A 16,992-nucleotide genomic window follows, 5' to 3' on the forward strand; every position below is an offset into this window, starting at 1 on the left:
CTGGAATTACAAAGCAGTAATTTCGCAGATTTTTCGAGAAGAAATTGTGAAGCATGATCGCGGGATGTACGGATGCACGCAACAATTTTTCGGTTATGACGATCGTGGATAAAACCTATTGACTCTGTCGAATTTAAGAGGGCTATGCTTCAGCATTCCCAGGTTGATAGCCCTCTGTATCGATTTCTTTGCTCATTAGAGCAAAATTAACTTATGCACTTTGCTCAGTCTCAGTTTCAGGCGTAATTTTTGCTCCTTTCGTCGCTTTAATTCGGGCGATGCTGCTTTTACGAATGCGATCGCTTTTCCGCGTTCCACCTGCCATCTCATACTCTCGGCTATCTTTGCCGTATTTGAATGCGACTCCAGTTAACATGCGATCGCTGAGATCACCTAAGCTTTTTTCAAGTTCCTCAATTTGTTTTTTAGAAGAGTCGAGGAATGTGAGCGCGCGATTATAGTCTTCAATATGACTGCGTAATCGATCAATTTGCACGCTCATATGCACCACACTGCGAGACTCACCAAAATCCATCGCCGGATCAACAGCTTTTAGCCCTGAGATGCGGATCTCAGCCTTTTCTAAAATTCGCGAAGTACGCTTTTTACGAGACATTTTTCTCTCCTCTACAGATTTATGCGACCAGCTTGGCTTACTCAACCGGACTTCTGGTTCAGCAGAAAACGCAGAAAGAATGTAAGGATTTTATAAAGTTGCTTTGATAATGCAAGTGATTTCTCTACCGCGATCGATTTTGTCTCCGCAAATTTACATGCTGTCTCTGTGTAAGTCACTGATCAAATCACAAAAATAGAAGCTGTCGTTACGACAGCTTGTCTATTCGTTACGACAGTTGTTGCATTTCTCGTGACAGCTTGTCTATTCGCTACGACAGTTGTTGCATTTCTTGTGACAGCTTGTTTATTCGTTACGACAGTTGTTGCATTTCTCGTGACAGCTTGTTTACTCGTTACGACAGTTTTGTGATTGTCAGGAATGAAAATGTTCAATAATTAACAACTTGTGAACGAAGACGGCTTGATAGTGTGATGATTCAAGAGGGTGAATTTAGAATTGCTCGTCAGTCCTGAGTATCCTACTGCATCAATGTCAGATCTTTGAGAGTGCATCAAGCTCATGTGGAAATGGTTGAGTAGAGATGGATCTTCACTGCGAGCCAATCGATGGAATGTCCTCTATGTGGTCACGCTAAAGCTCATCAACATGGCAAGATGCCCAACAGTCATGAATGAAAAGCGACCAAGGTTCAGATCAAATCTCCCGATAATTCGGTAAAACTAATTGCAGCTAAGTTAATTCGTTATCAGATCTAGGCTTCCTGGTACAATCGCTCTTGTACAAGAATAGATTTGATTCGTTTTATGAGTACCGAAAATACGACAGGCGCCGATGCGATCGATGTTGCGATCGCAAAAGGAATTGACTTTGATGGTTCTCCGATCCCCACTGAAAAGCTCGACCTTTATAACAAAGTCATGGCACTTGAAGCGGGACGGCAACGCAGTGGAGTATCGAATACGATGCGATCGAGAATTGTGCGGATTGGAGCAAAACATATTCCTCAAGCTGATCTCAACCAAATGCTAGAGGCGGCTGGATTTGCACCATTGAAAGATAAAGAAATCGCTTTCTTTTACAACAAATAATGGTTGCTTACTCGGATATTTTAGCGGCTGCCGATCGTCTGGCTGGAATCGCTCACAAAACCCCTGTGATCACCTCCAGACTAGTGAATCATCGAACTGGAGCACAGGTGTTTTTCAAGTGTGAGAATTTCCAGCGATCGGGATCGTTTAAGTTTCGGGGAGCATACAACGCGATGGCTCAATTGTCCGATGAACAAAAGCAGCGAGGCGTTCTTGCTTATTCATCGGGCAATCATGGGCAAGCTCTTGCTTTAGCAGGTGAGCTTTTAGACATTCCGGTTACGATCGTGATGCCCAGTGATGCGCCTGTGGTGAAAAAGGCTGCAACTGAAAGCTATGGTGCAGAAGTGATCACCTATAACCGAGCGTTGCAGAAACGAGAAGACGTGGCTCAATCCATTTTGAGCGATCGTATTTTAATTCCTCCATTTGATTATGAGCCTGTGATCGCCGGACAAGGCACTGCGGCAAAAGAATTGATCGAAGAAGTGGGTGAACTGGATGTTTTGCTCGTTTGCTGTGGAGGCGGAGGATTGCTTTCAGGATGTGCGATCGCCACAAAACATCTTGCACCAAACTGTCAAATCATTGGGGTTGAACCGAGACAAGCAGATGATGCGAAGCGATCGTTCTATAGTCGAACGCTGCAAACCGTGGAAAATCCGAATACGATCGCAGATGGTGCAAGAACGCCTGCTCTCGGACAACTGACCTTTCCAATCATTTTGGAACGAGTAGATGAAATGGTCACAGTTTCCGAAGCGGCAATTCTTCGCACGATGTTCTTTCTATGGGAACGGCTGAAAATCGTAGTGGAACCGACAGGTGTGCTTGCTGCCGCTGCATTACTCGAAGGAATCGTCTCTTTCCCCGATGCCAAAATTGGCGTAATCATTAGCGGGGGTAACATCGATCTCAAAGAAGCCGGAAAGCTCTTTACAAAAGCAAATGCTCGTGAGAAAGCAACTCGTCGCCGTCCTTTAGCACCAGAAATGAGCTAAATTCAATGCGATCGCTGTTCTGCTCATTGCCTAGATTCTCACAATCAAAGGGTATTGTCGAAGTCTTAGGGACGATGGAAAGTACTTCGGAGTACTCCAGACAGTTTAAAGCCGCAGCGAGATAGTTTGATTTCTACGGGTCTAGTAGTTCACCATCAGTCAATCAGATCGAGAGATAGGAGGATAGAGAGAAGATCTGCACTCAGAGTTGCTGCTCCCCATCTCCCCACTCCGCAAAATTAAAGTGGCAAACTACGCGTCATGCCTAACGTTTGATCGAAGCTTGGACTTGGTCGAAGACCGCTCCATCGTCAAAGAACTTCTTCTGTGCTTGGCTCCACCCGCCATACTCCTGAATCGTGCCCAAAGTCTTCACCGCCGGGTACTTGTCCGTATTCTCTTTCGTCTTCACCGGGGCACCATCCAACGGGCGGAAGCCTAACTTGACGAATTCGGCTTGTGCTTCCGGGGTGTACAAATACTGCACAAATGCCTCTGCAACTTCTCGCGTGCCATGCTTATCCACGTTCTTATCAATCACCGAAATCGGAATATCGATCGACACATTGGGATCTGGCACGACATATTCCAGCTTTTCCCCCTTTTGCTGTGCCAGAATCACTTCATTCTCATAGTTGATCAAGGCATCACCTTGTCCCTGCTTGGAGAATGCGTCAGTCGATTCGCGGGCATCTTTTGCCAGCACTGCCACATTGGCAAACGCTTTGGTGACAAACTCGGTCGCTTTAGCTTCATCCTTATTGTTGGCTCTCAAAGCATGATCCCAGAGAGCGAGGAAGTTCCAGCGAGCGCCCCCCGAGGTTTTCGGGTCTGCCGTGACCCATTTGACATCGGGACGGGTCAAATCATCAAAGGTTTTGATATTTTTGGGATTACCGGGACGGACAATCACCGCAGCGACCGTTTTGGCGACAATGCCATTATTCGGGGTTTTGGTCGTCCAGTCAGAATTGACAAATCCGGCTTTGACGAGCTTTTCGGTATCTGCGGCGATCGCTAAGTTGGCGACATCGGCTTCAAGACCATCAATAATGGCGCGAGTTTGAGAGCCTGAGCCACCGTAGCTTTGTTTAAAGGTGACGGTTTGCCCTTTTTCTTTTTGCCATTTTTCGACGAACTTAGGAATGATGGCATCGTGAGCGGCTTTGGGGACGGCATAGCCGACGAGGGTGAGTTCGACCTCTTTAGCGGAATTGGCAACGGGGCTAGCGCTATTGGGACTAGAAGAAGTTGAAGCGGTGTTGCCGCCGCAGGAGGCGATAGCGACACTTAGGGTGGTGCCGATCACAAAGAGTGAAACGAATTTTTTCAGCGATCGTAAATTAAATAGCGGTCTGTTTTGCTTCAACTTCATGAATTGTTCTCCTAATCTACGGTAATATTGTAGGATTACCGTTCTTTTCAGCTTTCAATCGTATCGGAGAAAGAGATAAAGCGCAAGAAAATACTCCCATTTTTTGATCGGATTACTTGAGATTAGGATTGTTTTAAGGCTTGTAGAGGAGTCAGCGCGAGCGTTTCTATGAATCTGCGTCAGAAGTCTTTTTTGGTCTATTGCGTCTGTGACATCTAGATGACTGAATTTAATCATTCAGTGAGTACACTCAAATGCCGTAGATGATCAAACCCTTCTCGGGTTGCGGCAGCCTTAACAAATTCATCATGTTCAAGATCGTGACAATTTGCACTTGGCGATCTACGATATTGAAATACTCCGGTAATCCTATAGATAAATAGGATTTATGTAATGACCAGTTTATTCTCTTCACCTTTCTCGTCTGCGGTTCACTCTCACGACTTTGGACTGCGATCGTTGCTCGATCCAAGGTTCAAACTTTGGCGGATTGAATCGGGAGTCGCGCGATCGCTCACTTGGCTAGAAGACGGAACGATCATCACACTTGGCATTTGGGGTGCCGGGGACATTGTGGGTCAGGCGCTTTCTTGTGTAGATCCTTATCAAGTGGAATGCCTCACAAAAGTAACAGCAACGCCGCTATCCTCAGAACAATGGCAACCTGATGCAGCGTTGCTGCTGTCTCATCTCCAACAGATGGAGCAATTAGCTGTGATTCGCAGTCATCGAAAAGTCGATGCCATGATGATTAAGCTGCTGAATTGGTTAGCAAAGCGATTCGGACGAGAAGTAGAAGCTGGAAATTTAATTGATCTGAAGCTCACTCATCAAGATATTGCGGATGTGTTGGGAACAACGCGCGTGACAGTGACACGGATTCTTGGACAATTTGAGGAACAAGGCGTGATTGAGCGATCGCTGCGTCGCATTGTCTTGCGAGAATCGGAAGCTTGGCACTATGAAATTTAAGTCTTAATTTCAAGCTTGAAACTAAGACTTAAATCATACGATTCGTCTTGATCTGGATTCGAGCTTCTAATGGCTCTGAGTCTTCTGATTTCAAAGGATGCTGTTCAAAATGCAGCTTGCTTTCTCAGAGCGCTAAGTTTAGTGCATGAGGCAAATATAAATCTCGATGAGCAGAGTACCACTGCACAGTATTCATCAGTCCCTGTTTTAGAGCAGTTTTCGGCATCCAACCGAGTATTGACCGAGTATTGTCCAAGTTTGCTACACGAACTTGCTCCATAGGTCGATCGGGTAATGCACCAAATAGAGGCTGAATACTCGGATCGATCAAGCGATTCAGGTTTTGAACAATCTCTGAAATAGGAGTCAAGCGACTTGACCCTAGCTCGAAAGTACACCCTTCTATATTGGGCACGTGAGCGGCTGCGATTAAGCCATCCACAACATCATCTACGTAAACCCAATCGACCTGACGCTGACCACTGCTTAACTGTGGCGCTTTTCCTTCTAATAATGAAAGAGTCACGTAAGGAATCAGCTTCTTGATATCTTTCTGGGCTGGTCCATACACCATAAAGATACGAGCATTGACGATCGGGACTTGATAGAGCTGATAGAACATCTGGGCATAGGCACTGCTTGCCCATTTTGCGGCAGCATAGGGCGAGGATGGAATGGGAACATCGCCCGCATTTGGCTCTTCTAATGATCCGGCTAAGACAATCCTCTGTCCGCCAAATTCAGCCATCAGCGTTAGCAGATTGACCGTGCTCACCAAATTATTTTCTAGAGTCGATCGCACAGCATCCATGCTACGTGAACCTGATACATAGCTTGCTAAGTGAAAGACAATATCAGGCTTAATGCTCTTCCAAATTTGCCGCAGCTCATCAAAATTTTTCACATCTCCCTGAAGCCAGTGCATCGCGGCATGAGGCGATGATCGCTTCAGTCGAGAGATTCCATAAACCTCTGCTCCAGAGCAAAGAAGCTGTCGGCAAAGATGTTCTCCAATGAAGCCAGACGCGCCTGTGACTAATACCTTTTGTGTGCTAAACAACTGGGGCAAATTCATATTTTTGATAGTAAGGTAAGCTGACTTTTTACTTCTGAAAATAACTGAACAATGTGAACTACATAATGCTTATCTTCTGCTCGGACTAATTGTTTCTAATTAGTGAAAGCTCATCTTGAAGGTTTTGCCTAATTAGACTTTTAGAACAAACAGCTAAAACTTTGCAAGGATTTTGGGCAGATTTCTACATTTTGGATGATATGACGGTATTGTTGTCTGAAATTGCTTTGTGCACCCTTATCCTGACTCTAACAACAAAGAGTGAAATAAGGATGAAATTTTTTGTGATGAAATTCCCCAGAACTTTTCCGAGGATCAGAGAAAATAACATTTAGAAATATTGCTTTAAGTTGCGACATTTCATCTTGATTTCATCCTTATCTGCTAATAATGCAAATAGCAGCTAGAGTGATCGATTTTAGGTAGAAAGTGCGAACGCTATGCGAATTCTTCTTGTTGAGGATGAGCCAGACTTAGGGAGTGCGATCGAGAAAGCGCTAACGCGCGAACGTTACATTGTCGATTGGACAAAAAATGGTAATGAAGCTTGGGAGTATCTCACTCAATCCCAAGCGCAGTATATGCTGGCTGTGATTGATTGGATGTTGCCTGGTTTGTCTGGGATTGAAATCTGCAATCGGCTTCGGGCACAAAGAAAATCATTGCCTGTGCTGCTCCTAACTGCACGAGATAGTATCAGCGATCGCGTGACTGGATTAGATGCAGGCGCGGATGACTATCTGGTTAAACCGTTTGGCATGGCAGAACTGCTTGCCCGACTGCGAGCGCTGCAGCGTCGATCCCCTCAAGTTCAAGCTCAGACTCTTCAGGTTGGCTCGCTCATCTTAGACTATGGTTCCTCTTGTGTGAAGCTTCAAGCATCAGAGGCAAAAGTCCTGCTGACTGCGAAGGAATTTCAACTTCTAGAGTATTTGATGAAGCATACGAATCAAATCGTCAGTACTGAGCAAATCCGCAATCAGCTTTGGACACTCAACTCAGACTCGGTGAGCAATGTTGTTGCGGCACAAGTGCGCCTACTGCGTCGAAAGTTGGCAGAACAAGACTTAGGTCACGCGATCGAAACAGTTTATGGACTAGGATATCGATTGAATCTTCCCACATAAGGCTTATGTAAAGCTTATGCACCAAAATCGACTGTTTAATCGAACGCGACTACAGCTTGCAGCTTGGTATGCAGGAGTTATGGGAGCGATTTTGGGTGTTTGTGGCGTTGCGGTTTATCTACATCTAGCAGAAACTCATTTTGAAGCGATCGCTGGCGAAATTCAAACCTTAGTAGGGTCTTTACATGACAGCATTGAACCGATGCTCGAAAAACCGGGCGAACTGCATCCGCGTGTCAGGCAGATTCTTCCCGGACTTTGTGTTGGAGGTCAGCTTTGCCGCCCGGTTAAAACATCACATATTCATGTTTTAGGAGCCGATTACCAAGATCCCTACTATGTGAGATTCACAAACCTATCCTTCCAAACATTAGCAACAGTTAACACTCCCCCCCCGCCAGATTCTGCTGCTCAAGGCAAAAATTGGCAAATCCTCACAGACGAGAAAGGACGACGCTATCATCAATTCTCAATGGTGTTGACGACTTCAGCAGGGCAGCCTTGGGGCTATATTCAAGTTGGACGATCGCTCTCTGGATATCAACGATATCTTGCCTCGCTGAAAGTGTTTCTGCTGATTGGCTTACCGATAGCAATGGTGTCAATTGGGGGAGCAAGCTGGTGGCTAGCCGGATTAGCGATGCAGCCTGTGTATAATTCGTATCGACAAATCCAGCAATTCACCGCAGATGCTGCCCATGAACTGAGAACGCCTCTTGCTGCAATTCAAGCGACGGTTGAGACAACCTTAGGTACAGAAAATCTGAACTTGATTGAAGCTCAGACGACTCTGCAAACGATTACTCGTCAGAATCAGAGGCTGGCTCAACTCGTTCAAGATCTGCTGATGCTGTCTCGGATGGATCTGAAAGTCTTACCGACTAAACATCAGAACTGTTGTTTAGATGATTTATTGCACGATTTAGTTGAAGAATTTGCTGCTTTCGCGATCTCCGCTAAAGTTTCCTTAGAACTCTCAATCCAGGCTCAAGATCTCTATGTTGTTGGAGATGAAGAACAGCTCTACCGTTTAGTCATGAACCTGATTACGAATGCCATCCAATATTCGTATCCTGGTGGGACTGTAATGCTGCGATTGCTCAAAGAAGACTCGACTGCCATCATTCAAGTTGAAGATACAGGGGTTGGAATCGAGACAGCGGAGCAGGCTCGAATTTTTGACCGATTTTATCGTGTGAACCAAGACCGCTCTCGGCAGACGGGCGGGGCAGGATTGGGACTGGCGATCGCTCAAGCGATTGTGGAACTTCACAAGGGAAGTCTTAAAGTTCAAAGCCAATTCGGAAAAGGGAGTATTTTTACACTTCGCCTGCCGCTTAAGACTTAGCCATGATCGAGCCATGACTTGCATTGAGCGTTCTCAATCGTCCGCACCTACTGATAGACAGATTGTATAGGTTGAATATTTCCTGTTAGTCTCAGGTAGAGGAAACACTGACTATAGTTCTCTAAGTGAGCAGGGCGCTTTCTAATTTCCTTGATGGGCTTGTGGTAGAAGTATTGAATGCGATCGCATTTTCTTGAATGTGCTTAAAAAATGGTCAAGCCGAATCCTCCTAGTCAACACCGCAGTCCTTTTCTCAATTGGCTGCTAGAAGAAGAACATCACGAGCGAGAAGGACCCTATCACAAAGCACAGACTGAGCGGAAGTACCCTTGGTGGCAAGTGATGTGCTTGACGGGGGTGGATTATTTTTCAACGCTGGGATATCAGCCTGGGATTGCTGCCTTAGCTGCAGGGGCTTTATCTCCGATCGCGACATTTATCTTAGTCTTACTCACTTTGTTTGGAGCCTTACCGATCTATCGGCGAATTGCAATGAATAGTCCGCATGGAGAAGGCTCGATCGCGATGCTCGAACATTTACTAGCATGGTGGCAGGGCAAGTTTTTCGTACTCTGTCTCCTCGGCTTTGTCGCGACCGATTTTATCATTACGATTACACTCTCTGCCGCAGATGCCACTGCACATATTGTAGAGAATCCGATGGTTCCGGAATTTCTGCACAGTCAGACAGTGGGTATTACGCTGATGCTGATTACATTACTCGGAATTGTGTTTTTGCGAGGATTTCGAGAAGCGATCGGGCTTGCTGTAGTGCTGGTATTTGCTTATCTTGCTTTGAATTTAATCACGATCTCAGTGAGTGCCCTGCACATTTTGAATCAACCGAGCGTGATTACAGATTGGCAAGCGGCTCTCTTTGCCGATCGCAGTAATCCCGTTCTTTTACTGGCATCGGCTGCTTTACTCTTTCCCAAGCTTGCATTAGGGCTATCTGGGTTTGAAACGGGCGTGGCAGTGATGCCACTCGTGCAAGGAAGTGGAAACGACACAGAACCAAAACCGCGTGGCAGAATTCGCAATACTCACAAATTGCTGCTGACTGCGGCTGTGACGATGAGCGTTTTCTTGATTGCGAGTAGTCTGGTGACGACGCTGTTGATTCCGGTTGCAGAATTTCAACCTGGGGGTGCAGCAAATGGGCGAGCCTTAGCATATCTCGCTCATCGTTACTTGGGAAGTGGATTCGGAACACTTTACGACCTCAGCACAATTTCGATTCTATGGTTTGCTGGAGCGTCTGCAATGGCAGGACTGCTCAATATTGTGCCGCGTTATCTGCCGCGCTATGGCATGGCTCCAAATTGGGCAAGAGCTGCCCGACCGCTGGTGTTGGTTTATATTGCGATCGCGTTTACGGTGACGGTAGTTTTTCAAGCAGATGTGGAAGCTCAAGGGGGTGCTTATGCAACTGGCGTATTAGTGTTAATGAGTTCGGCAGCATTTGCGGTGACACTCTCTGCTTATCGCCGTAGAGCTACCCGCAGTATTTTGCTCTTTGGCTTAATTACGTTAGTTTTTGTTTATACCACTGTTGTTAACATTATTGAACGTCCTGAGGGCATTCGGATTGCGGCTTTGTTTATTGCCACGATCGTGATTACATCACTGATTTCTCGGATTTGGAGATCGACCGAATTGCGAGTTGAGCGAATTGATCTAGATGCAAGTGCCCGTCAGTTGATCAACGATGAACGTGCTCATATGATTCGACTGATTGCGAATCGTAAACAGGCAGGGGATTGGCAAGAATATTTTCTCAAAGAACAACAAGTTCGTGAAGATAACCATATTCCAGATGCAGAGCCGATTCTATTTTTAGAAGTTGAGATCTCGGATGCGTCGGAATTTTCCGAAACGATTCAAATTCAAGGCGTTGAAGTGGGAGAATATCGAATTTTGCGTGCCCGGAGTGCCGCTGTCCCAAACGCGATCGCTGCGATTCTGCTTTACTTGCGCAACGAAACGGGTAAGCTGCCCCATGTCTATTTTGGATGGGCAGAAGGTAATCCTGTGAAGTATTTGGCACGATTTATTCTATTTGGTGAGGGTGATATTCCAGTGTTGACCCGTGAGGTATTGCGGAAAGCAGAACGCGACCCTCAACAGCGTCCTAGAATTCACGTAGGCGGATAATCTCGATTTTGAATGGATTTGAGAAATGAAAAAATTGGAATTTGAGCTAGAATTCAAATCTCGGCTCGATGCTTTTGGGATGGCAAGACTACATCCTATTTTTACCGTTTAGGTGGTTGCAGATGCTTCAACGATCCAATCTCCGTGTTGTGATGAGCGCGCTTCTCATCGGTCACATGAACTTGACAATGGTCGGCTGTGCAAGTTCTACTCCATCTTCTGCGCCACCAGGACAGAGCGGATCAACCCCGATCGCAGAAGCTCAACCCAAGCAGACCCCAAATTCATCGGAGAGTTCAGGCGCTCAACCCGAAAAAACCGAGGCTCCAGCTAGTACCCAACCAACAGCAGAAGTAAAGCCCAAATCTCAGTCTGTCCCATCCTCAAAAACCTCTGCTTCGTCTGAAATTGCGATGCCGGATATTCCTCAGGATAAAGTGATCAGCGCGGTTAAAGCAGATTGGAATGGAGATAGTATCGCAGATCGCGCAATCTTAACTGTTTCAGAAGCCGATGCTACGGAGACGGATCTGCTGATCTATCTGTCAGATCCGTCTCAAAAGTCTAGACTTGCTCTGAGTAAGCGAAATGTTGCTTGGCGTGGTGCAATGTATGGCACACAGCCTTCGCTGTCCGTAAACCCTCAAGGTTCTCTCGTCATCAATTCTGCAAATGATGCGATTGGTCGCGATCGCTGGAGCAAAAAGATTACAGCGATGTATGAAAACGGAGAGTTTGTTGTGGCAGGGTACACCTACTCTTATCACGACACGCTTGATCTTGCAGTGGGTGGTACTTGTGATGTGAATTTGCTGACAGGCAGAGGTGTGAAGAATAATCAAGAATTTAGAACAACGCTCAAACCGATGAATTTAGAAAATTGGACAGAGGATTCTGAACCCAAAGAGTGTAATTTCTAATGAATCTGAGTGCGATCGTATTAGCGGGTGGAAATAGTTCTCGAATGGGTCAAGACAAAGCTCTACTTGAGATTGATGGGGTTCCTCTACTCGAACGAACTTGTGATGCAGCAAGACACTGTACTGATTTGATTTATATTGTGACTTCGTGGCGCGATCGCTATGAGCCAATGGTGTCTGACGTGCAATGGATTGAAGAATCCAGTCCGCGATCGCCGATTGTTGGTTTTGCAGAAGCACTTGAACAGGTTGCGACTGAGTGGGTTTTACTACTCGCTTGCGATTTGCCTCGATTGCGGGGTGAGACGTTGAAACAGTGGACAACTCAACTCGCAGAAGTATCGATCGTAGTTGCAAAAACTGAGCAGAGATGGGAACCTTTGTGTGGATTTTACCACCGCGATTGTCTACCAAGTTTGCAACGCTACATTGCACAAGGTCAGAGGTCGTTTCAGCATTGGTTAGATGCTGAAGTTGTCCAAGAGTTAGTAGTATCCGATCGTCAAATCTTGTTTAATTGCAATACTCCCGATGATTTGAAACAATGTCTGCCTTAATTTTAATTTGCTCAGCACTGCTTGATTTCTGGATTGGTGATCCGTGGAATTGGTTGCATCCAGTGCAGGTGATGGGTTGGGTGATCGAGCAATTTAAGCAAGTTACTTTTCGGCTTACTAAAAATGCGATCGCGCTGCGGATTGCGGGCGTGATTTTAACGATTGGATTAGGATTTGGAAGTGCTGGTATCAGTTGGGGGTTGATTCAGCTTGGAACATTCCTGCATCCGATTTTAGGAAGTGCGATCGCGGTCGTTTTACTTGCAAGCTGTTTTGCTGGACGGAGTTTGAGACGAGCAGCAGAAGATGTGATTGCAAGATTGGATCATTTAGATGAAGCGCGATCGCAACTTCGGCTTTATGTCGGGCGTGACACAGAGCATTTGTCAAAACCTCAGATTCTTAGGGCAGTTCTGGAAACTGTCACCGAGAATTCAGTCGATGGAGTGATGGCTCCATTGTTTTATGCCTTGATTGGGGCATTTACGCCTGTGGGAAGTGTTGCGTTTGCGATCGCGTATAAAGCCGTTAGCACGCTCGATTCAATGATTGGATATCAGGCACCGCCTTTCACGGATCTTGGTTGGTTTAGTGCTAAAACTGATGATGTTTTGACTTGGTTTCCTTGTCGATTGACTGTGTTGACATTGGGTTTAATATCCGGCAGACCGTTTGAGGTATGGAAGCTTTGCCAGCGAGATGCACCTCAAGATCCAAGTCCTAATTCTGGATGGAGTGAATGTATCTATGCGGCTATCTTGAAGGTGCAAGTCGGTGGCGTGAATTACTATCAAGGAGTCGAAAAACATAAACCTCTGCTCGGAGAGCCTTTACAAGAGATCACAGTTGATACGATTTATCAAGCACTCAGTTTGACGCGGGTTTGTTTTTTGAGTTGGTTAGCGATCGCATGTTTATTTTTACTACAGCACTTGCCGCTAGGCACTTTCGCAACTTAAACCTCAATCACTGCCTTTAAACCTAATCCTCTGATTTAGAAAGTTCATCAGGAGCAATGAGCTTTTGCTGCATCGCGATAATTGCAGCTTGAGTGCGATCGCGAACTTCTAGCTTCTGCAAGATAGCATGGACATGAACTCGCACTGTTCCGGGTGTAATGTATAGTATTTCAGCGATTTCTTGATTCGTTTTTCCGCGTGCAATCCATGCCAAAATTTCTTGCTCTCGTTGAGTCAGAGCCACTTTAGGATGATCCGGATCAGAAGTTCCTTGATGTTCAAAAGCAGCTCGAATTTCAGTCGTCGCGGTCGCATCCCACCATGATGCACCTGCTGCTACTGACTGAATCGCCAGAATCAGAAGTTGAGAAGGGCATCCTTTCAGACAATATCCTTGTGCCCCAGCTTCGATCATCCGATTGACGATCGCTTTTTGAGTATGAGACGTGAGAACTAGCACAGGTAGTGTCGGTACACACTGCCGAATTTGCCGACAAGTTTCAATTCCTCCAAGCCCTGATAGCCCAATATCTAAGACAACAATGTCGAGCGCTTGCGACTTAACTAGATCGAGTGCCGTTTCTCCATCTTCTGCTTCTGCGACAACCTCTAAGTTTGGTTCTCGATCGAGACGAACTCGCAAACCGAGACGGAATAGTTCATCATCTTCAACAAGAAGAATTTTTAGCGGTGGAGATGCCATCTTACACGACAGGGGAGTGAGGGAGAGTTGGCAGGCGAAATGCAAATACTGCTCCTCCTGCCTGACCATTTTCTGCCCAAATTGTACCGCCATGTGCCTCGATAATTTGACGCGAGAGATAGAGTCCGAGTCCAGACCCTTTGGTTTGGCGATCGCTCTGTCCCTGATAAAATCGCTCAAATAGATGCAGAATTTCTTCAGACTGCACGCCTGCCCCGGTATCGATTACTTTTACCGTTTGATAAATTGAGCCAGGTTCTAGCGCAATTTCAACTTTGCCACCGCGAGAAGAATGATGAATGGCATTGGTCAGCAAATTTGCAATCACCCGCTGAAGTTGTAGCGGATCACCTTTGACCCAGAGAAATTTGCGAAAATCCGAAGCTCCATAATTCAGTGAAATATGAATGCGACGACTGGCTGCAAGTTCTCTCAGGGTTGTTGTGACTTCTTCTGTCAGTTTTACGAGATCGACAGGAACTGCATTGAGTTGAATGCCCTCATTATCGTTGCGGTAGACATCTAATAATGTTTCAACGATCTGTAAGGTGGTTCGATGACTTCTCATCATCATTGCTAGAACAGGTTGTTGGGCAGACTGCACCTCGCCAAAACTACCCTGTTGAAATGCTTTTAATGTTTCAATGGCTCCGAGTAACGGAGTTTTTAGATCATGCGTCAAAGTAGAAGCAAAATCTTCTCGAAGACGTGCAAGTTGTTCTTGGGATTCTAATTGACTCTGCTGGTGTAAAACGGTTTGCTGATATGCTCGATTGCGATCGCTCAACATCCCTGTTACTACGATCGCGATTGTTGCGATGATTCGATTTGAGATCATTGCAGCATTGATGATCTCAAAATTGGGCAGCCAAACGTTGAGCATGGTCAGAATGCAAGCGATCGCCGTCAGTGTAAAAACGGCGCGTCGGCTCAAATGATGACTCGCAATCAGAATAGGACCAATGTATAGATAGCCAAATACATAGGCAGAAGGCGTGGCATATTCTAGGACAAATACGATCGCGAACAGAAATACGATGAGCCAGAATGCGTGAAGATGCCAATCTTTAGAACTAACAAACAGCTTGAAGAGTGACATTGGGCTGATCCGGAGGAGTCCTTTCTCAAAGTTTAAGCGATCTGCTTGAGAAAAAGGATGTTTCAATTCGCGTTTAGATGCGATCTATATCTATGCTAATAGCGCTTTCCTAAACACGACTCAGTGGAAGATATAGACGAGACCCGTTTCAAAGTTATACCTTGTCAGATCGACAAAATCGTTCATGATAGTTCTCAGAGACGATTCAAATGCTTCGCGTGTTCGCTGCATTACGCTTCAAGTTTGAGCAAAAACAACTACTTCAATTTTTCTGTTGGAGTTCGAGATAAATTATGCTGGAAGGATGGTTTCAAATTGCGTTAACGCTGCTGATTGTAGTAGTGATTACCCCTTTTTTAGGTGGGTATATGGCGCGCATCTACTTGGGTCAGCGATCGTTACTTGACCCCGTGCTCAATGCGATCGAGTCGAGAATTTATCGCTTGAGTGGCTGTCAAGCACAGGAAAACATGACGGGCTGGCAGTATGCTAGAGCCGTATTGTTTAGCAATGTGGCGATGTCATTGCTGCTGGCTTTTATTTTGTTTGGTCAAGGCTGGCTTCCGTTGAATCCGACTTATCTCAGTTCGCCAACTTGGGATACGAATTTACATACAATCATTTCATTTATTACGAATACCAATCAGCAGCATTATTCTGGCGAAACGACCTATAGCTATTTTGCTCAGGTTGCTGGTTTAGGCTATATGTTCTTTGTCTCAGCAGCAACAGGGATGGCAGTGGGTGCTGCTTTTATCCGAGGGCTGACAGGTAGACCGCTTGGTAATTTTTATGTGGATCTGATTCGGACGATTACGCGGATTCATTTGCCGATCGCAATCTTGATCACGATTGTTCTTATTGCTGCTGGAACTCCGGAAACCCTCGGAAGTCCTATTATCGTTCCGACTTTAGAAAATCCAGCAATCAGTCAAGCGATCGCACGCGGACCGATCGCTCACTTTGAGGCAATGAAGGAACTTGGGGAAAACGGGGGTGGATTCTTTGCGATTAACTCAGCACACCCATTTGAGAATCCCAATCCGCTCACGAATCTCATCCAGATTATGAGCATGGTTGCTTTACCTGCTTCTTTCATCTACGCCTATGGTGTGATTGCAAACAATCGTAAGCAAGCTTGGCTCGTCTATGGGCTAGTCATGTTCCTATTTATTGGCTTCGTCATTATCAATGGGATTGGGGAGTACAATGGCAATCCCGCAGTTAACGCGCTGCTTGGCGGTCAGGCTCCGAACCTAGAAGGAAAAGAAGTCCGCTTTGGTTGGGCACAATCGGCACTTTATGCCACGATGACGACTGGAACCATGACTGGAGCCGTCAATAGCTTACACGACTCGTTTATGCCCAATGGTGGCTTTGTCACGCTCTCCAACATGCTGCTGCAAATTGTCTGGGGTGGACAAGGAACGGGAACAGCTTACCTTTTTGCTTACTTGCTTCTGGCAGTGTTCGTAACAGGATTGATGGTTGGTAGAACGCCAGAATTTTTGGGACGCAAGATCGAAAAGCGGGAAGTCGTGCTAGCGAGTTTTCTGATTTTGCTGGTGCATCCGATCGCGATTCTCCTGCCTAGTGCGATCGCATTATCTTTACCCAGTGCGCCCGATGGTGCGACGGCTCAAGGCTTTTTTAACGGTATTCCTAATCCTGGCTTTCATGGCATGACTCAACTCCTGTATGAGTATGCGTCTGCTGCTGCAAACAATGGGTCTGGATTTGAAGGATTACTCGATAGTCAACCTGCACCCTCTGCATTGTGGTGGAACTTGAGTTGCTGCTTTAGTCTACTAGCAGGTCGTTATATTCCAATGGTTTCACTGCTGTTGCTTGCTGATAGCATGTCCCGCAAACAGCCTGTGCCTTTAACGAGTGGAACATTGAGAACTGATACCGGATTATTCATTGCTGTGACAGCAGGTGTGATTTTAATTCTCGGCGCACTCACATTCTTCCCTGTCTTGGCACTTGGACCGATCGCTGAAGCCTTTCAAATTGCTAGAGGCGGTTAGTTTG

General features: G+C 45.9%; 15 protein-coding genes. 10 read left to right on the forward strand and 5 right to left on the reverse strand.

From position 1 onward, the window contains the following. Nucleotides 1-211: 211 nt before the first annotated feature. On the reverse strand, nt 212-616 hold the full coding sequence (locus tag LEPBO_RS0130660) for a hypothetical protein (protein ID WP_017291431.1): 405 nt from the start codon (nt 614-616) through the stop codon (nt 212-214). 767 nt (nt 617-1,383) lie between these two features. Between LEPBO_RS0130660 and LEPBO_RS0130670 the strand changes: the two genes are divergently transcribed. Together LEPBO_RS0130670 and LEPBO_RS38795 are read left to right on the forward strand one after the other, a co-directional pair. Then, the gene (locus tag LEPBO_RS0130670; protein ID WP_017291433.1) at nt 1,384-1,668 is read left to right on the forward strand and encodes a small RNA NsiR4-regulated ssr1528 family protein; all 285 of its coding nucleotides are present in this window, start codon (nt 1,384-1,386) and stop codon (nt 1,666-1,668) included. Next, nucleotides 1,668-2,669, forward strand: a complete 1,002-nt coding sequence (locus tag LEPBO_RS38795; protein WP_017291434.1) for a threo-3-hydroxy-L-aspartate ammonia-lyase — start codon at nt 1,668-1,670, stop codon at nt 2,667-2,669. Before LEPBO_RS0130670 ends, LEPBO_RS38795 begins: the two co-directional genes overlap by 1 nt. Before the next feature lie 265 nt (nt 2,670-2,934). Here LEPBO_RS38795 and LEPBO_RS0130680 read toward each other — a convergent pair whose 3' ends face one another. After that, complete coding sequence (locus LEPBO_RS0130680; RefSeq protein ID WP_017291435.1) at nt 2,935-4,044, reverse strand: sulfate ABC transporter substrate-binding protein; 1,110 nt, start codon at nt 4,042-4,044, stop codon at nt 2,935-2,937. A gap of 393 nt (nt 4,045-4,437) precedes the next feature. Here LEPBO_RS0130680 and LEPBO_RS0130690 point away from each other — a divergent pair, with 393 nt between their 5' ends. Then, entirely contained in the window at nt 4,438-5,016 is a 579-nt protein-coding gene (locus LEPBO_RS0130690; RefSeq protein WP_017291436.1) for a Crp/Fnr family transcriptional regulator, read from the forward strand. A 124-nt stretch (nt 5,017-5,140) separates the two neighbouring features. Here LEPBO_RS0130690 and LEPBO_RS0130695 read toward each other — a convergent pair whose 3' ends face one another. Continuing rightward, nucleotides 5,141-6,091 (reverse strand): NAD-dependent epimerase/dehydratase family protein, encoded by a 951-nt coding sequence (locus tag LEPBO_RS0130695; protein WP_017291437.1) that lies wholly within the window; start codon nt 6,089-6,091, stop codon nt 5,141-5,143. A gap of 440 nt (nt 6,092-6,531) precedes the next feature. Here LEPBO_RS0130695 and rppA point away from each other — a divergent pair, with 440 nt between their 5' ends. From rppA to cbiB, 6 genes are all read left to right on the forward strand, one after another. Then, nucleotides 6,532-7,218: a two-component system response regulator RppA gene (gene rppA, locus LEPBO_RS0130700; protein ID WP_017291438.1), complete on the forward strand. Its 687-nt coding sequence runs from the start codon at nt 6,532-6,534 to the stop codon at nt 7,216-7,218. Nucleotides 7,219-7,234: 16 nt separating this feature from the next. Continuing rightward, entirely contained in the window at nt 7,235-8,566 is a 1,332-nt protein-coding gene (rppB, locus tag LEPBO_RS0130705; protein WP_017291439.1) for a two-component system sensor histidine kinase RppB, read from the forward strand. A gap of 210 nt (nt 8,567-8,776) precedes the next feature. Then, nucleotides 8,777-10,720 carry an APC family permease gene (locus tag LEPBO_RS0130710; RefSeq protein WP_017291440.1) on the forward strand — a complete coding sequence of 648 codons (1,944 nt, stop codon included), beginning with the start codon at nt 8,777-8,779 and terminating at the stop codon, nt 10,718-10,720. Nucleotides 10,721-10,842: 122 nt separating this feature from the next. Continuing rightward, nucleotides 10,843-11,640: a superantigen-like protein SSL4 gene (locus LEPBO_RS41945; protein ID WP_144056302.1), complete on the forward strand. Its 798-nt coding sequence runs from the start codon at nt 10,843-10,845 to the stop codon at nt 11,638-11,640. After that, nucleotides 11,640-12,197 (forward strand): molybdenum cofactor guanylyltransferase, encoded by a 558-nt coding sequence (locus LEPBO_RS0130720; RefSeq protein ID WP_017291442.1) that lies wholly within the window; start codon nt 11,640-11,642, stop codon nt 12,195-12,197. Before LEPBO_RS41945 ends, LEPBO_RS0130720 begins: the two co-directional genes overlap by 1 nt. Then, entirely contained in the window at nt 12,185-13,156 is a 972-nt protein-coding gene (gene cbiB / locus LEPBO_RS0130725) for an adenosylcobinamide-phosphate synthase CbiB (protein WP_017291443.1), read from the forward strand. Before LEPBO_RS0130720 ends, cbiB begins: the two co-directional genes overlap by 13 nt. Before the next feature lie 22 nt (nt 13,157-13,178). On the opposite strand, the gene LEPBO_RS0130730 is transcribed toward cbiB, so the two are convergent. Together LEPBO_RS0130730 and LEPBO_RS0130735 are read right to left on the reverse strand one after the other, a co-directional pair. Continuing rightward, nucleotides 13,179-13,859, reverse strand: coding sequence for a response regulator (locus LEPBO_RS0130730; protein ID WP_017291444.1), 681 nt, complete (start codon nt 13,857-13,859; stop codon nt 13,179-13,181). Between the two features lies 1 nt (nt 13,860). After that, nucleotides 13,861-14,958 carry a sensor histidine kinase gene (locus tag LEPBO_RS0130735; protein ID WP_026149040.1) on the reverse strand — a complete coding sequence of 366 codons (1,098 nt, stop codon included), beginning with the start codon at nt 14,956-14,958 and terminating at the stop codon, nt 13,861-13,863. Between the two features lie 293 nt (nt 14,959-15,251). Here LEPBO_RS0130735 and kdpA point away from each other — a divergent pair, with 293 nt between their 5' ends. Beyond that, nucleotides 15,252-16,988 (forward strand): potassium-transporting ATPase subunit KdpA, encoded by a 1,737-nt coding sequence (gene kdpA, locus LEPBO_RS0130740; protein ID WP_017291446.1) that lies wholly within the window; start codon nt 15,252-15,254, stop codon nt 16,986-16,988. Nucleotides 16,989-16,992: the final 4 nt, after the last annotated feature.

The organism is Leptolyngbya boryana PCC 6306 (assembly GCF_000353285.1).
Taxonomy (GTDB): domain Bacteria; phylum Cyanobacteriota; class Cyanobacteriia; order Leptolyngbyales; family Leptolyngbyaceae; genus Leptolyngbya; species Leptolyngbya boryana.

What these genes read in the sequence shown, in the direction of transcription:
- LEPBO_RS0130710 (WP_017291440.1), top strand. Translation starts at nt 8,777, where the DNA reads ATGGTCAAGCCGAATCCTCCTAGTCAACACCGCAGTCCTTTTCTCAAT.
- LEPBO_RS0130695 (WP_017291437.1), bottom strand. Translation starts at nt 6,091, where the DNA reads ATGAATTTGCCCCAGTTGTTTAGCACACAAAAGGTATTAGTCACAGGC.
- LEPBO_RS38795 (WP_017291434.1), top strand. Translation starts at nt 1,668, where the DNA reads ATGGTTGCTTACTCGGATATTTTAGCGGCTGCCGATCGTCTGGCTGGA.
- LEPBO_RS0130720 (WP_017291442.1), top strand. Translation starts at nt 11,640, where the DNA reads ATGAATCTGAGTGCGATCGTATTAGCGGGTGGAAATAGTTCTCGAATG.
- LEPBO_RS0130680 (WP_017291435.1), bottom strand. Translation starts at nt 4,044, where the DNA reads ATGAAGTTGAAGCAAAACAGACCGCTATTTAATTTACGATCGCTGAAA.
- LEPBO_RS41945 (WP_144056302.1), top strand. Translation starts at nt 10,843, where the DNA reads ATGCTTCAACGATCCAATCTCCGTGTTGTGATGAGCGCGCTTCTCATC.
- cbiB (WP_017291443.1), top strand. Translation starts at nt 12,185, where the DNA reads ATGTCTGCCTTAATTTTAATTTGCTCAGCACTGCTTGATTTCTGGATT.
- LEPBO_RS0130690 (WP_017291436.1), top strand. Translation starts at nt 4,438, where the DNA reads ATGACCAGTTTATTCTCTTCACCTTTCTCGTCTGCGGTTCACTCTCAC.
- rppA (WP_017291438.1), top strand. Translation starts at nt 6,532, where the DNA reads ATGCGAATTCTTCTTGTTGAGGATGAGCCAGACTTAGGGAGTGCGATC.
- LEPBO_RS0130730 (WP_017291444.1), bottom strand. Translation starts at nt 13,859, where the DNA reads ATGGCATCTCCACCGCTAAAAATTCTTCTTGTTGAAGATGATGAACTA.
- kdpA (WP_017291446.1), top strand. Translation starts at nt 15,252, where the DNA reads ATGCTGGAAGGATGGTTTCAAATTGCGTTAACGCTGCTGATTGTAGTA.
- rppB (WP_017291439.1), top strand. Translation starts at nt 7,235, where the DNA reads ATGCACCAAAATCGACTGTTTAATCGAACGCGACTACAGCTTGCAGCT.
- LEPBO_RS0130670 (WP_017291433.1), top strand. Translation starts at nt 1,384, where the DNA reads ATGAGTACCGAAAATACGACAGGCGCCGATGCGATCGATGTTGCGATC.
- LEPBO_RS0130660 (WP_017291431.1), bottom strand. Translation starts at nt 616, where the DNA reads ATGTCTCGTAAAAAGCGTACTTCGCGAATTTTAGAAAAGGCTGAGATC.
- LEPBO_RS0130735 (WP_026149040.1), bottom strand. Translation starts at nt 14,958, where the DNA reads ATGTCACTCTTCAAGCTGTTTGTTAGTTCTAAAGATTGGCATCTTCAC.